Source organism: Argonema antarcticum A004/B2, from assembly GCF_023333585.1.
In the GTDB taxonomy this organism is placed as follows: domain Bacteria; phylum Cyanobacteriota; class Cyanobacteriia; order Cyanobacteriales; family Aerosakkonemataceae; genus Argonema; species Argonema antarcticum.
The window spans coordinates 1-15,899 of record NZ_JAIQZN010000078.1 but is presented as its reverse complement, the minus strand read 5'-3'; the positions used below and the strand labels follow the sequence as shown (position 1 = coordinate 15,899).

General features: G+C 42.4%; 10 protein-coding genes. All 10 read left to right on the top strand.

The genetic code is table 11. The annotated features are described in order from the left end of the window. Positions 1-31 precede the first annotated feature (31 nt). The 10 genes from LAY57_RS26310 (at position 32) to LAY57_RS26265 (ending at position 15,307) form a co-directional block, all read left to right on the top strand. Positions 32-700, top strand: a complete 669-nt coding sequence (locus tag LAY57_RS26310; RefSeq protein ID WP_249070109.1) for a hypothetical protein — start codon at positions 32-34, stop codon at positions 698-700. A gap of 4 nt (positions 701-704) precedes the next feature. After that, positions 705-1,898: an RHS repeat-associated core domain-containing protein gene (locus LAY57_RS26305; protein WP_249070108.1), complete on the top strand. Its 1,194-nt coding sequence runs from the start codon at positions 705-707 to the stop codon at positions 1,896-1,898. Next, a complete protein-coding gene (locus LAY57_RS26300; RefSeq protein WP_249070107.1) occupies positions 1,895-2,335 on the top strand; it encodes a hypothetical protein in 441 nt (146 codons plus the stop codon). The genes LAY57_RS26305 and LAY57_RS26300 overlap by 4 nt, the downstream gene beginning before the upstream one ends. 116 nt (positions 2,336-2,451) lie before the next feature. After that, positions 2,452-5,568: a choice-of-anchor C family protein gene (locus tag LAY57_RS26295; RefSeq protein ID WP_249070106.1), complete on the top strand. Its 3,117-nt coding sequence runs from the start codon at positions 2,452-2,454 to the stop codon at positions 5,566-5,568. A gap of 50 nt (positions 5,569-5,618) precedes the next feature. Next, positions 5,619-10,421 (top strand): RHS repeat domain-containing protein, encoded by a 4,803-nt coding sequence (locus tag LAY57_RS26290; RefSeq protein WP_249070105.1) that lies wholly within the window; start codon positions 5,619-5,621, stop codon positions 10,419-10,421. Between the two features lie 84 nt (positions 10,422-10,505). Then, on the top strand, positions 10,506-11,744 hold the full coding sequence (locus tag LAY57_RS26285; protein ID WP_249070104.1) for a WD40 repeat domain-containing protein: 1,239 nt from the start codon (positions 10,506-10,508) through the stop codon (positions 11,742-11,744). Continuing rightward, on the top strand, positions 11,726-12,856 hold the full coding sequence (locus tag LAY57_RS26280) for an RHS repeat-associated core domain-containing protein (protein WP_249070103.1): 1,131 nt from the start codon (positions 11,726-11,728) through the stop codon (positions 12,854-12,856). Before LAY57_RS26285 ends, LAY57_RS26280 begins: the two co-directional genes overlap by 19 nt. Positions 12,857-12,897: 41 nt before the next feature. Beyond that, positions 12,898-13,416, top strand: a complete 519-nt coding sequence (locus tag LAY57_RS26275) for an ankyrin repeat domain-containing protein (protein ID WP_249070102.1) — start codon at positions 12,898-12,900, stop codon at positions 13,414-13,416. Continuing rightward, on the top strand, positions 13,409-13,951 hold the full coding sequence (locus tag LAY57_RS26270; protein ID WP_249070101.1) for an ankyrin repeat domain-containing protein: 543 nt from the start codon (positions 13,409-13,411) through the stop codon (positions 13,949-13,951). The genes LAY57_RS26275 and LAY57_RS26270 overlap by 8 nt, the downstream gene beginning before the upstream one ends. 261 nt (positions 13,952-14,212) lie before the next feature. After that, positions 14,213-15,307, top strand: a complete 1,095-nt coding sequence (locus LAY57_RS26265; RefSeq protein ID WP_249070100.1) for an ankyrin repeat domain-containing protein — start codon at positions 14,213-14,215, stop codon at positions 15,305-15,307. Positions 15,308-15,899: the final 592 nt, after the last annotated feature.

Sequence of the window (15,899 nt, the reverse complement as noted above, 5' to 3'; positions counted from 1 at the left end):
GAGATTTAACTCATAACACAGAGGTTCATCAATGGATACTTATAGACCCCGGTACATCCTGAAAAAATTTTATCTTGTCGATCTGCAAACATTGCAGGAACATCCAAATATCAAACAAATATTAGAATTACCTTATGATTATATTTTCTTTGAATTTTACGACCCAATTTTTGAGCTTTTATTCAATGAAAATTTAGAAATTAAGCATAAAGCAGGTAAAAATCCGGAATTACAAGAGAAAGAAAAGCAGCTATTTGGCGATCTAGATCGATTTCTCCAACCGCTATACTCTCACCCAGCCTCCCACGATCGTTATGGGTACAGAAAAGGCTGTATTGCTCGTCAATTTGTAATAAACAAAAAAATATACACCCTCAGAGAGCCAGGAAACCCCAAATCAATAGAAATAGTTGAAACTGGTTTCGCTAATTCTACATTCGTCCAATTCAAAGTAAGGTTTAGAAACAAAACGAATAAAAATAAACTCAGATACGAACAAGTAATTAATGATTGGCATGAGTGGGCTAAAAAACATTTTCAAGTTGATGTTTTAGATGGCATAGAGTATCAAGATCTGCTCTCAAAAGTAACTATTAATTTCCCCAATGACTTTGAGACTTTTATGGCAGCACTTATTGTTATGCTTAATGATACTCGTAAAGAAACGTCTATCAACTGGCTTAGCTGGGATTGTGTATAGGTTAATGGTCGCGAAGTTCGAGGTGATTTCTTATCAGTACGATAGCGATGGGGTAAGGGTTAGTTCTACTGTTAATGGGGTGAAGACTGAGTATTTGGTAGATAAGAATTTGCCTTATGCTCAGGTGTTGGAGGAAAGGGTTAATAATGGGTTGACTGCTGGTTATGTTTATGGTAATGATTTGATTTCTCAGCAGAGGGGGAGTGATAAGTCGTTTTATTTGGTGGATGGTTTGGGTAGTACGAGGGGGTTGACTAATGGTAGTGGGGTGGTGACGGATAGGTATAGTTATGATGCGTTTGGGAATTTAATTGGGTCTGGTGGTAATAGTGAGAATAATTATTTGTTTGCTGGGGAACAGTTTGATCGGAGTTTGGGTGATTATTATCTGAGGGCTAGGTATTATGATACGGATACTGGAAGGTTTACTAGGAGGGATAGTTATGAAGGGGATATCTTCGATCCAGTATCTCTACATAAGTTTCTCTACGGCAATGCCAACCCCGTTAACTCGATCGATCCCTCTGGACTATCGACTCTATATGAATTAGCAGCCACCACAACTTTAGCCGGGGCTTTAGCAGGTGGTACTTTAGGTGCAACTGCTGGGGTAGTTTCAGGAGGTGGTTGGAATGAAATCTTAATGTCAACTGGAAGAGGAGCATTGGGAGGAGCCGCAGGAGGACTTGCATTAGGACTTGGAAGTCCACTTATCGGATCAGCTATCGGAGCCGTTGTTGGAACAGGTTTTTGGGGAGGTGTGCTTTCTGGTGTTGTAGGTGGAGGTCTAAGTGGGGCGGCGGGAAATCTTGCTGTACAAGGATTTGATCTTGCTACAGGAACTGAACAAAATTTTCAAATTGAGTCACTTGTTATAGCAACCTTTTTTGGCTCGGTATTTGGTGGCTTATTTCTTCGTTCTGCTGCGCCTTCTCCAGGACAAGAAGTTACACGTTGGTCTGCTGGAACACCTCAAGGATTTCAAGAAGGCAGAAGATATTGGGTGCAGCTTGGTCGGAATGATTGGTTAAATTCGCAGCTTACTGGTAGAGGTAGCCTTGCTAGATTTATAGGGCAACCAGTATATCCTTCTCAAAATAGTGTGTCTGTGAGCGTTATTCAAGCAAATCGATTAAGTTACCCTGATGGAATGGAAATTTGGAAGGGACTTATGGGACAGCGGATATACAGACCATGAGAAACGACTCATCGTTGAAAGAAGCTTTGCTCAGCCTTGCCAAAATTAAATCAATTACATTTCTGGTGGTTTGGCTATCAGCATACATACAGCTATCTATTTTTAGCCAAGCTCTTGACTCCAAAGCTTGGCAACAGATAGCTTACTTATGGGTACTAGGTGTTTGTATCGATCTTTACGTACTTCTATCTGCCATTTTATCCGCTTTGAGCGGAAGATCTATTTCTGTAACCCTGGGTGTAGGCTGGATGTTCTACTTTCTATCCACAACCTTCTATGGCAAACTAACCTTTCTTAGAGTTAATGTTGACAATGCTCTGCTACTCAGCTTTTTGAAGGCAGTTGAGTTTTTTATACTAAGCTGCTTTCATCTTTTATGTATGTTCATTTCTGCCCGCATAGGAGGACGTTCTAGTCAAAACAATACAGAGGAATAGGTACAGATATAGGTCTTGCTGACTTGAGTGCGATCGCCTGTAGGGTGGGCATTGCCAATTAGCTCTGCATGAGAATTTTGATAATTTCGCGGACAATGCCCACCACCCCAGATCTGATGAATTCGACTACCGCTGGCGGTTGGAATTCCGAGATATCGACTTACGAACCTCCAACTCAAACCCCATCCTCAATCGACTGGACTATTGTAGTCTATCCCGATGCAACGGGAAGTTATCAGTTTACCGATTTGGCGGCGGGCAATTACATTGTTCGACAGATTACTCCAGAAGGATTTGTGCAAAATCCGGCTGCCTTCTCCTACGGTTCCAACCTAATCCAAAACGGCAGTTTTGAACAAGGGCCAGCACTTCCCAGTAATTCAAACGGCAAAGGGGTGGCGGCGGGTTCCACAGAGATTCCTTACTGGAATGTCTTTTTGAGCGATATTGATTATACCACCAGCAATTATTGGCAAGCTTCGGATGGCAATATCAGTATTGACCTCAACGGTTGGAGTCAGGGAGCCATCGCCCAGGTCATCAATACCGCACCGGGGCAAACGTACTCCTTGACCTTTGACAAATCCTATAATCCCGACTCCTCATCACAGAAAGCCATGAGCGTAAGAGCGGGCGGTCAGTCAGCTTTCTATACACTGCCTTATGACGGTCACTCTCATAGCAACATGAACTACTTGCAACAGCAGTGGAACTTCGTTGCTTCTTCCCCCACGACCGAACTTGGATTTTACAGCGAAACTGGCGGGTCTTACGGAGCGGTAATCGATAAAGTAGACGTTCGTGCCTTCAATACCACTGCCCTGCATTACCCCGTCACCTTAGCAGCAGGTGAAATCGCCAAGCTAAAGAACTTTGGAAACAAGCCGCCGACCGCTACTCCTACCAACCGCCAGCCCAGTTTTACCAGCACTCCGCCCACTACTGCTCCATTTGGTCAAACCTGGCGCTATCAAGCATTAGCCACCGACCCAGACTCAAACACCCTAACATACGAACTTACCAGCAAGCCCGACGGCATGACCATCGACCCGGCTACAGGTCTGATTGCTTGGAAACCAACACCAGAACAGCTAATCGGTTCTAGTGGCCCCACCAGAAGTTCAGGCATCTACGATGTCAGCGTGCGCGTCAGCGATGGTTTTGGCGGCCTCAATTCTCAATTATTCCTTCTTCAAGTCACTTCCCCCGACAGCAATAAAGCCCCTGTCTTTATCGCCGAATCCCCCAAACCAGTAGCAACGGTAGGCTACCCCTATCAGTTTACCTTCAAAGCTTTAGATCCAGAAGCAGACACCATTACCTACAGTTCCGAAAACGCCTTTACTTTCGGTGCTGCTGTCAATCCCAATACAGGCGTCCTCACCTGGACTCCCACCACTGCTTTTCAAGCCGATTTGATTGTCAAAGCTACAGATACCAAAGGTGCTTCTACCGTTAAAATCTTCACGATAGAGTCGGTAAGCAATGCCGCAAACGTTGTCCCAACAATCGCTTCAAGTCCTTCTACCATAGTTGCTCCCGGACAAATTTACCAGTATCGAATTGTCGCAGAAGACCCCAACAACGACCCACTAACTTATAGTTTAACTAGCGCTCCCAACGGGATGCTTCTCGATAATCAAGGACGGATTATCTGGACTCCCACTGCTGGTAATTTGGGTAAAAACGCAGTTCAGATTAAAGTTGATGATGGACGCGGTGGTGTTGTCAATCAAACTTACGAATTAGAAGTCAAAAATCCCACCGATTTCAAATTACAATCACCTAAAATTACCAGTACTCCTACCATTAAAACAGCGGTAGGCAATCAATATCGCTACACGCCTACAGTCAGCAACCCAGACAACGACTTTTTGGGATTTACCCTTGACAAAGCTCCGTCAGGTATGGTAATAGACCCGGCTACTGGGACTCTAGTCTGGACTCCCACTGCTGACCAAACTATCAACTCTGACATTGCGCTGACAGTCATCGGTAGCCGTAGCGGTTCAAATACTCAAAATTATACACTCGCTGTTAGCCCCATCAATACGCCACCCCAAATTCTCTCTAATGCAGTTACCAACGCTACTGTAGGGAGAATTTACCGCTACAAAGTTGCAGCGAACGATCTCGATGGCAAGAGCTTAACTTATAGTTTAGCTAAAAAGCCTGTGGGAATGGAGATCGATCCTAAAAGTGGTTTAATCGAATGGACTCCCCCTACCTCTAACCTCTTCGATATCAGCATCAAAGTGGAAGATGGTAATGGTGGTGTGGTTACTCAAGACTACAGGCTGAATGCTGGAACGTCAATTTTTGACACTCCACCCCAAATTATATCCCAACCAGTCACTTTTTCCGCAGTCGGACAAACATACCAATATCAGGTGACAGGGATTGACCCCACCGGGACAGTGCCGGTGCGTTACTATATTAACAACGGCGCTCCTTACTACATGACAATTAACTCGGACACCGGGTTAATTACTTGGAATCCCACTGCATTTGATATTGGTAAACGAGATATCACTGTTGCTGCTTATTCAAGCTATGGCACAGCTTACCAGACTTTTAGCCTCAGCACTATTAATAATACCGCTCCTGTAATTAATTCTACTCCAGTTAACACCGTAACAGCAGGTGCTACTTACCGTTACAATGTGATAGCCAGGGATACAGATAACGATGCTTTAACTTACAATCTTCTCAATCCGCCACAAGGGATGAGTATCGATAAATTTGGCGGAATTACTTGGAATACGAGTGTTAGCGATATTGGGAATAAAACTATTAATGTTGCCGTAAGCGATAACAGAGTGCAACCAGTTGTCCATAATTATACCCTAGCAGTGGTAGCAGATAATGAAATTTCCAAGGTAAATTTAATTGCCAGCAGAAGTCAGATTGATAAAGGCGATAAAGTTACTTTCCAAGTTTCGGCTTCCGACAATGTTAGCGTCAGCAATCTTAGTCTCAAAGTTAATGATAATCCAGTTGCTTTGGATAGAGATGGATTTGCTACTGTAGCACTTACCCAATTAGGGAATATTATTGTAAATGCTTTTGCGACTGACCCGTCTGGGAATCAGGGACAAAATAATACGACGGTGCGAGTAATTGACCCGACTGATTTGGGTGCGCCAAATGTGAAATTAGATTTGAGTGGGATTGTCGAAGGAGTTATTACCGCGCCTACTAATATTAAAGTACGGTATCTGACAGTAATTTAGACCGCTATACTTTGTCGGTAGCACCTTTGGAGGGTGGCGATTTTCAGGTGATGTTTTCTGGTAATCAAAATGTTAATAATGGAGTTTTGGGTAAGTTTGATTCGTCGGTGTTACCGAATGGTAGTTATGTTGTCAAATTAACTGCTATTGATAAAAATGGTTTGGTTAATGAGGTTGAGGATGTTATTGATGTTGCTGGTGATTTGAAGTTGGGGAATTTCCGGTTGTCGTTTACGGATTTGTCGATTCCTTTGTCGGGAATTCCGATAAGTGTGACTCGGAGTTATGATAGTTTGAATGCGAATAGTAAAGATGATTTTGGTTATGGATGGAGGTTGGAGTTTCGAGATACGGATTTAAGGACTTCTTTGAAGAAGGATGAAGTTAATCAGGAATTGGGAATAAGTACTGTTCCTTTCAAAGATAAGACGCGAGTTTATATTACTTTACCTGGTGGTAAGAGGGAAGCGTTTACTTTTAAACCGAGTCGTGATAGATTGTCGGGATTTTTGCAAGCTGCTGCGCCTGATGGGGTGGATGCGGGAATATATCATCCTGAGTTTGTGGGGGATAAGGGTGTGACGAGTAAGTTAAGTGTGGTGGATACTCGTTTAAGTCATGTGGGAAATGAGTATTATGATTTAGGGGGTACGCCTTATAATCCTGCTGATGATATCTTTGGTGGTAAGTATGTTTTGACGACTAAGGATGGGATTGTTTATGAGATTGATGGGGTGAGTGGGGATTTGTTGACGGCGACTGATACGAATGGGAATAAGGTGACTTTTACTGATGCGGGTATTTTTAGCGATAGTGGTAAGTCGATTAGTTTTGGAAGGGATGCTGGGGGTAGGATTACTAGCGTTACCGATGCGATGGGGTATCAAGTTAAATACTCATACGATGAATTCGGAGATTTAGTTAAAGTTACCGACCAAGAAAATCGGGAAACTAAATTCATTTACGATAACCAAAGAACGCATTACCTCAAAGAAATTATCGACCCATTAGGACGCACTGGTGCTAAAACCGAGTACGATGAAAAAGGACGCCTCAAACAGGTTCTCAACGGTGCTAACGTACCCATCAACATGGAGTACAAACCAGAAGAATCAATTCAAATTATTAAAGATGTCTACGGTAAACCAACCACTTACCGATACGACGAACGCGGTAACGTACTAGAAGTTAAAGACGCACTCGGACATTCAACTTTGTTTGAATACGATGAAGATAACAACCTCACACAAAGCAAAGATGCCAACAATTTAATTACCAAATACGACTACGATGAAAAAGGCAATCTTACTTCTCGCACCGAAGCTTACTGCGGATGTCCGACCGTCGTACCCGGAACCACCTACTATACATATAACCAATACGGTCAACCGACATCTGTCGTACTACCCACTGGCGCTTTTATGAAAATGGAGTACGATCGCTTCGGCAATATGCTATCCATGAAAGATGGCAAAGGTAGCGTCATTCAATCTTTCACCTATTATACCAACGGTTTGGTAAAAACCGAAACCGACACCACCGGAACCAAATCTTACTTTTACGATAACTTTGGTAACGTCACCAAGAGTATCGACCCTGACGGTAAAGCTACCACAATGGAATACTTCGCCGACGGTAAGCTGAAGAAAATGGTAGAAGACCAAGGTACAACCGATACCGCCGACGATGAAACTTCCACCTTCACCTACGATAAACTGGGTCGCGAAAAGCGGGCAGACTACGGCAACGGAATTTGGGTAGAGTACGGATACGGAGTCGAATCAGACTGGTCAACGCTAACAGCACCGACGATCGGCACGATCCAGCGCAAATTCACCGATGATGGTAAACTAAAAGGTTGGGTCACTCCCGATGGCGGTACTCCCACCTTCCTCTACGACTCTTCGGGACGCTTGTGGCGAGAAACTGATGCGACGGGTAAGGTTACTACCGAGTACGGTTACGACGACGCGGGACGAGTGACGACGATTAAAGATGTGCCAACTGGCGCAATTACCCGTAAAAAATACGATGCTGGCAACCGTCCCATTGAAGAAGTAGACCCCCTGGGTGGCTATACTAAGTACACCTACCACCCGCAAAATGGCAAAGTCGTGACAATGGAACGCGGCAAGTATATCACAAATTCGTCAACTGGTCAACTGGTAGTAGATCCGGTGACGAACGAGTACGTGGTAGATACCACCGTACAAAAACAGGTATATTTCTACGAATATAACGGATTGCAGACAACGGTAATCGACCCCTTGGGACGCAAGACAACTAGCGTTCAGGATGAATATTATTTACCGACAGAGACAATTTACAAACAGCGAGAAGGTAAAGATTGGAGTACCCAGACTAAATACCTTTACACGAATAATCTCCAAGAAGCCAAAGATTATCCCACCAAAATAATCGATATTAGCGGTCGAGATCGAGATTTCACTTATGACAGCGAGGGTCGTTTATGGAAAGCGACAGATTTGGCAAACAACACTTACACCTATACTTATGGCGATGATGGATTGGAGTTAATTGAAAGTCCAACCAGCCAAACAAATTCTGGAAATATCAAAGAAACCCTGCGTTACGGTTACGATGCGCTAGGCAACTTAAATAAAGTTACCTACGGCGACGGTAAAATCAAACAAATGGATTACCGTGACAACGATAACCGTTTGGGAACGACGACTTTACCTAGTGGTGAAACTATTACTTACGACTACGATGAAGCGGGTCGAATTAAGTCAGAAACCACTAAATCTGTTAGCGGCACAATTACCAACACGATTAGCTATACTTATGATGCCAATAGCAACGTAAAGACAATAACCGACAATACGGGAACGACGACTTATCATTACGACCCGAATACTGGGGCGAACGTTGGAATTGATTATCCCAATGGTAGCAGTATTGCTTATACGCACGATTTGTTGGGTCGAGTGAAAACGATTACAGAGAAGGCATCCCCGACTGCAACGGCGTATGTGACGACTTATGACTACGATGCGTTTGGTAATTTGAAATCGGTATTAGATCCATCCGGTAATACTACTACGATGAAGTACGATGTGGGCAATCGTTTGAAAGAAAGATTGTTACCAAATGGGGTAAAGTCGGTGTATGAATACGATGAATTGGATCGGGTGAAGTCTCTAGTTCATACTAATGCTAGTGGTACGGTGTTAGCTAGTGTTACTTATGAAAGAAAGGGAGTTGGAGAACCTACTAAAGTAACTCGTGAAGATGGGTCGTATGTATTGTTGGAATACGATGAGGCGCTGAGAGTTAAGAAAGAATCTTATTACAATGCTGCTGGAGCGTTGCAAGATGAAACGAGTTACACTTACGATGCGGCTGGTAAGAGGTTGGTACTATCTAGTACGGTAAGTGGTAATCGCAATTTTAATTATAAATCGGGTTATCAACTTGATAGTATTGGTGGTGCTGTTGCTGAGGATTATGATTATGATGTTAATGGTCGATTGAGTAAGATTGTGCGGGATGGAAAGACGTTGGATTTGGTGCATGATGCTGGTGATTTGCTGACTGTTGTTGATAATAAAACGACGGGTAGTACTATTCGCTATACTTATGATGGCCAGGGTCGGCGAGTGGCTGCAACTGAAGGAAGCAGTCAACGGCGGTTCTTGGTAGCCCCGGCGATGGGTGGTGGATTGGAGTCTACTGACTTAATTAGCGATGCTAATGGCAATCTGATTTCTAACTATGTCTATGCGGGTGGTAGCAGTCCGTTCATGCGGTTGGATGCCAATGGTAATCCTGTTTACTATCTGACTGATGCGATGGGTTCGACGATTGGATTGGCTGATGGTACGGGTGCTAGTGCTGCGAAGTTTAATTATGACAGTTTTGGCAATTTGAGAAGTTCTAGTGGTGTGGCGGCCAATACGGGTATAGCTGGTGGTGATTTTCGGTTCCAGGGTCAGTGGTTGGAGCAAGGAACGGGGATTTATAATTTCCGGGCAAGGGATTATGATGCTAAGACAGGGATGTTTTTGAGTCGAGATCCGGTTGACCCGTTGCAGTATGAGCCGGAGAGTTTTAATCCTTATCAGTTTGTTTATCACAATCCGTTTGTTTATAGCGATCCGACGGGGATGTTTACATTGACTGAGCTTAACTCAGGTATGCACACGCAAGATATTCTCAATACTATCCGTAACCAGGCTATTAGTGAGGCACGGGGTATGATTCGTGACTACATTGGGGAATTCGCCACTAACCTTGTCATGGGAACGCTACAGTCTTTCTTACCTGGTACTTCGGTTGGTAATGAATTAGATGCCTTGGCAACCGCTTTTGGTGGAGGTGACACTGGAGGTATATTTGAGGAAATGCTTAGGAACAGTGTCTGTAACCTTTTTCATGGAACCTTTTTTTCCCAACGGCTATGGGTTGAGCCTTTTGTAAATCCCAATGGCACTGTAAGCAACTCTGGGATTAACTGTGATGCCATATATGCAAGAAATTACAGAACCCCTGAAGAACGGAATTTGCCTAGTGGTCTTTCGCCTGTAGACTTTATTTTCAAAGACGGTCGCCCCACTAATATGCGGCGTAACGACCCGCTTGCCTATGTTGTTGGTGACATTAAAATAACCATAGATGCAGCCCACAGCACATTTACGGGAAATAGTACACAATCGCAAGCAATGTCCAACTATGCAAGTAAATATGAGGCTACACACTTTGCCCTTTATGTAACATTTAAGGACACCTTATCCAACCGAGGTCGAAATACTACAAATACACAACTCCATGAGATGCAAGAAGAAGCTTTTTCCCGTGGGATTATCCTATTTATTCTTAACTTATTCAATTAATGAAATAATAATTGACCAATAAATTTATCTTTAGAACAAAAGATTTGTGACTTGGCGACTTTTTACCGTTATTTGTGAAACCGTATGCTCGACAATAATAAGTTACTTGGTAAAGGTGATGCAATTTTTAGTGGACAATCCTCAAGTTCAATAAAAGAAGATTTGGTTGGATTAAAGGATCTCAAAAAATCCTTAGAAAATGGGACATTAGAGCAACAGGTTGCTTGCCTTTCAGAGGCAATAAAGTACGGTGATGATGGTTGGAATTTAATTACTAAAACTTTTATAAATACATCAGGAAACTTGATGTGGACAGCTTATAAATTCCTACTTAAAAATACAGATACAAAGATAAAACAAATCCTATGGACATATAATCCCTATCGTTTTTTTGATTGTCTAAGTACGCTCGGTAGCCCAGCATCGAATTTAAAAGATGCTATTGAAGCTGTTACCATTACCCCAAACGGACAAACCGTAGTCAGTAGTCGCCATGACGCACTGATTAAAGTGTGGGATTTACAAACAAAACAAGAGCTTTATAGCTTTATAGGACATTTAGAAAACGTTCGTTCTGTTGTTATCAGCCCAGATGGAGAGAGTGTAGTCATTCTTGGTGATCGTTCTACAATGAACGACAGAATAATCAGACTATGCAATTTGAAGACTGGGCAGCAAATTCGCCACCATATCGGACATTCAGGCTACGTTAACTCTTTTGTCATCAGCCCGGATGGGCAAACTCTAATTATTGGTAGCCACAAACCAAAAATCAGCTTGTGGGAGCTGAGTACAGGTCAACAAATTCGCACCATTGGTGAGGATTCAGGCTCCTTTTTGTTGTGTGTGTTGTTGGTTTGGTCTAACCCAGACCGCTCGCTCCTGGTTGGCAGTGACTGTGGTCGTGCGCTAAAAATATGGAATTTGGAGACAGGTCAATTACTACATACGCTAAGGAAACACACAGATGAGGGGTTATGTGCTGCTATTAGCCCGGATGGGCGAACCTTAGTCAGTGGTAGTCAAGACACCACATTGATAGTATGGGATTTAGAAGCAGGAGAAGATCTCTACACTATAAAAGGGCTTAAAGGGCATTCAGACTATATCACATCTGTTGCTTTTAGCCCAGATGGGCAGACTTTCGCTAGTAGTAGTTGGGACAAGACAATAAAAATCTGGGATGTGAATACAGGAAACGAAATATGCGTTCTTCGCGGTCATACAGATTTTGTTAGTTCCATTACCTTTAGCCCCGATGGGCAAACTCTGATTAGTGGTAGTTGGGACGGGACGATCAAGGTATGGGGAATGGCAATCTGATTTCTAACTATGTCTATGCGGGTGGTAGCAGTCCGTTCATGCGGTTGGATGGTAGTGGTAATCCTGTTTATTATCTGACTGATGCGATGGGTTCGACGATTGGATTGGCTGATGGAACGGGTGCTAGTGCGGCTAAGTTTAATTATGACAGTTTTGGCAATTTGAGAAGTTCTAGCGGTGCGGCAGCCAATACGGGTGTTGCTGGTGGTGATTTTCGGTTCCAGGGGCAGTGGTTGGAGCAAGGGACGGGGATTTATAACTTCCGGGCTAGGGATTATGATTCAAAGACGGGAATGTTTTTGAGTCGAGATCCGGTTGACCCGTTGCAGTATGAGCCGGAGAGTTTTAATCCTTATCAGTTTGTTTATCACAATCCTCATGTTTATACCGATCCTACGGGGGAAATTACGATTAGCGAACTTAACGTTAGCCAAGTCATGAGCGATATAGTGCGAGATATTCAAAGTCAAACTCTAAGGCGAGGAGTTCGGGGAGCTTTGGATCGCGCTCAGGGTGTTGCAACTGATGTATTTTCATCTGTCTTAAAAACACTTGCTCCTTTTGATACCAATTTTGATTCTTATGGAACTTTGTTTGGTCGTCCTCTAGGAGGAAATGCTTTTGAGCTAATAGTTCAGAATGTTCTATGCAGAGTAGTAGGAGGGGCATACGGATCTATTTTGAATAATATATGGCTTGAGGCGGGGGTAGATCCAAGTGGAAATCCTAGAGATAATGGCTATGGATGTGGTTCAATAGACTTTAACTATAGTCCTAGTCAGAATAGTGGCAGTTATTCTCGATCTAGTTTGTATAATCATCCTGATTTCATTATTAAGCGTAACCCTCCTTTTGATACAGATAGGCTACCTCCAGCTTATCTAATTGGTGACTTTAAGAGAAGCGTAACAGAGATTGGCAAGAGAGAAAATCAATGGAATGCCATTATGAACTATGCAAGGTCTGTAATCAATGGAGGGCATCAATATGTTCCAGTAGCGCTTTACGTTACTCTTCGAGGAGAAGAACGACAACGACAAGTAGAAAGGAGAAAAGCAAGAGCTTTGAGACAATTTGTTATCCTACAAGTTGTTAGCATTTTTGACTTTTAATAAATTGGCAAACAACAAAATACTTATTTAAAACATAAATTATGTCTCCTTTAGCTTCAGCTATTAAGGCTGGTAATGTAGCCAAAGTGCAACAACTTATTGCAAATGGTCAAGCGAATGTGAAAGAAACATGGGGTACAATAGCTTTAAGTCAGGCTGCTTATTTAGGTCATTTAGAAATTGTTCAAGTATTGATTGAAGCCGGAGCAGAGGTAAATGATGAGGATAGAATAATGTATCCAGATGAAGCCCCTTTAGCACGGGCTGCCTCTCAAGGTTATCTACAAATTGTGCGAGTGTTACTTGAAGCTGGTGCTGAAGTAAACATACCTTCTGACGATCCAGAATATTGGACACCTTTAATGTGTGCTGTTAGTAGTGGAAACCTCGCGGTTGTAAAGCTATTGGTTGAAACTGGTGCAGATGTCAATGAAATTAGAGGTGGTGGCAACTTTGCCTTGATGATTGCTGCCGAAGCTAGGTATCAGGAAATTTTTGAATATCTTGCTCCTTTAACTGACTCAATATTAAGACAGGAAGCAGAAAAAGTTTTTGGCTGAAAGAGTAGATATTCATAAAGCGATTGTAGAAGGCGATCTGGCACAATTACAAGCGTTGCTCGAAGCTGGAGTTAACATAGAACAGCAAGATTATACCTATCAAAAACCTCTGGCTTTAGCAGTCGAACTACATCATCTAGAAATAATTCGGACACTGATAGATGCAGGCGCTACCCTCTTCCCTGGTCTATTAGATATCATATCTGATGATGAGTTTTGTGACTTTGAGAGCCTAGCGGTGCTGATTGAATCAGGGATAGATATTAATGCAAAACTGGAAGATGGTGAGACTATACTAATGCAGGCGGCGCAAGAAGGCAAGCTAGACATAGTAAAAATGTTAATTAATGCCGGAGCCGATCCAAATATTGTAAGTCGAAAGTCTAATTTTGCATTACTAGCAGCAGGATATGCGCGTCATCAAGATGTTTTTGAGTATTTAATTCCTGTTACGTCTCAAAAATTACAGGCTATAGCAGCAGATGAATTACCAAATTGGTTATCAAAATTAATCTTTAAGTATGGTCGCTTATAACGAACTTGATTACGAACTATCTTCAGCTTTTAGCAACTTTTGGATAGCTTCCAACCTTTCATATAAATTATTTTACGGATAGCGTAAAAGCCTGCCATGAAGTTCAAAATTGACAAATTCAGAACTAGCAGCATAAACAGTAAAAGCTCAAGCAGATGCTTTTAGTAAAGGAGTTGTTTTGTAGATTATGAAAATTTACGCTTAAGCAAGCATAAAACATTTTTAACCAGCCTTTTTCAAGAACAATCAAAAAAATAATTTATGTCGCCAACTAACGACAAGAAATCTAGTGGAGTTACCGATCTATTCAAAGCAATCGAAAACGCCGAATTAATGGCTGTTAGAGAATTGCTTGAAAACGAAATTAATTTAGAACAAACAGATGATTCCGGTCGGACTCCACTTTTATTAGCAGTTGACTTGGATAATCTAGAGATTGCCAAAGTTTTGCTCAACGCTGGTGCTGACTCTTCATGCTTCAACGAACATTTAATGGAAAATGCAATTTATAGGCGTAAGCTAGACATTGTATCATTCTTAATTGATGCTGGATTTAATGTCAATCTTAGATTTCAGGAAAATGAAGATAGAACTGCTTTAATGGAAGCAGCTAAAATCGGCGATATTAACATGGTCAAAAAGCTAGTCGAACATGGAGCAGATGTGAATGCGGTAAGCCGTAAAAATCACTTTGCTCTTATGAATGCAGCTTGTCAGGGTTGGCAAGAAATATATGACTATCTAGCTCCTCTTACTTCTGAAAAATTGCGGTATTGGGCAAAAAAAGAGCTAACTTCAGGCTTAATTTATCGAAAAAGGAAGGACGATAAATTACTATCTAACTTCATCACGGCATCAGCAATAAGAGACATTGAGGGTGTCTTAGCAGCAATCAAAGATGGAGTAAATATTAACGCTTTTGGAGAAGATGAAACAACTGCGCTCTTTATTGCGGCTAATTGGGGTTATCTATCAATTGTTCGTGCTTTAATTGAAGCAGGAGTTAATGTAAATTTGGGAAAAGAAGATAATAGAGAAACTCCATTAATGATTGCTGCGGCAAGAACAGCTTTGCAAAAGCATAAACTGGATGTAGATGGATCGGATTACATAGAAGTCATTAAATTATTAATTAAAGCTGGTGCAAATGTGAATGCTAAAACTGATGAAGTTTGGACTGCACTAATGGCGGCAGCAAACAGTGGAAGTGTTGAAGCTGTTAAATTGTTGTTAGAAGCTGGTGCAAATATTAACCATCGGGATTGTAACAAAGATACTGCTCTTTCCCGTGCAAAGGAAGCCGGACATCTGAACATTGTTAAACTTCTACGAGAAGCCAGAGCTAGGAAAGGGTAAGCCGACTTTCTGAAACAATGCCTATCCTCAAAAATAGGGCCGATTCTGTTTCTTTTGTCGTATCTACCACTGATAATATTGGTATTCAACTAGATAGGTGCAAATTACGACTACCCAACAACCACCAACCTCAAATAAGGCAATAAGCCCCGCGACGCGAACCGCTCAACTCCAGCCCAAAAGCTTTGTAATCTTGCGCCAAGAGCGTTCTAAACGTACCGAATTTAATTTTTCTCCTACCATCTAAACTGGTAACGACACTCGCCGCATTATCTCTCTTCGCCACCCAACCGCCTGAACGCCTCCAGATCCGTCAGCCATTCACCTCTCTTCGCTTTTCTTAGTAGGTGGAGTATTGCCTTGATCCTCCGGTGTCGAAATTGTATTACCTTCCGTCTGACTATGTAATACAAACTCGCTGGACTGACTAACGTGAGAAGTAGGCGAGCTATCCGTATTACGCTCCGTCTGACTAAGCAATACATTCTGCGGATCGACACTCTCCCCTGCTGCTGTAGCAGTGGAAGCGATCGCCTTTGACAGACTTGTCAGACGTTTCGTTATACCTTGTAATCAAACTTACGAATTAGAA

Excerpts from the sequence above, each read along its gene's own strand:
- LAY57_RS26305 (WP_249070108.1), top strand. The coding sequence starts at position 705 with ATGGTCGCGAAGTTCGAGGTGATTTCTTATCAGTACGATAGCGATGGG.
- LAY57_RS26265 (WP_249070100.1), top strand. The coding sequence starts at position 14,213 with ATGTCGCCAACTAACGACAAGAAATCTAGTGGAGTTACCGATCTATTC.
- LAY57_RS26310 (WP_249070109.1), top strand. The coding sequence starts at position 32 with ATGGATACTTATAGACCCCGGTACATCCTGAAAAAATTTTATCTTGTC.
- LAY57_RS26290 (WP_249070105.1), top strand. The coding sequence starts at position 5,619 with ATGTTTTCTGGTAATCAAAATGTTAATAATGGAGTTTTGGGTAAGTTT.
- LAY57_RS26275 (WP_249070102.1), top strand. The coding sequence starts at position 12,898 with ATGTCTCCTTTAGCTTCAGCTATTAAGGCTGGTAATGTAGCCAAAGTG.
- LAY57_RS26285 (WP_249070104.1), top strand. The coding sequence starts at position 10,506 with ATGCTCGACAATAATAAGTTACTTGGTAAAGGTGATGCAATTTTTAGT.
- LAY57_RS26295 (WP_249070106.1), top strand. The coding sequence starts at position 2,452 with ATGAATTCGACTACCGCTGGCGGTTGGAATTCCGAGATATCGACTTAC.
- LAY57_RS26280 (WP_249070103.1), top strand. The coding sequence starts at position 11,726 with ATGGGGAATGGCAATCTGATTTCTAACTATGTCTATGCGGGTGGTAGC.
- LAY57_RS26300 (WP_249070107.1), top strand. The coding sequence starts at position 1,895 with ATGAGAAACGACTCATCGTTGAAAGAAGCTTTGCTCAGCCTTGCCAAA.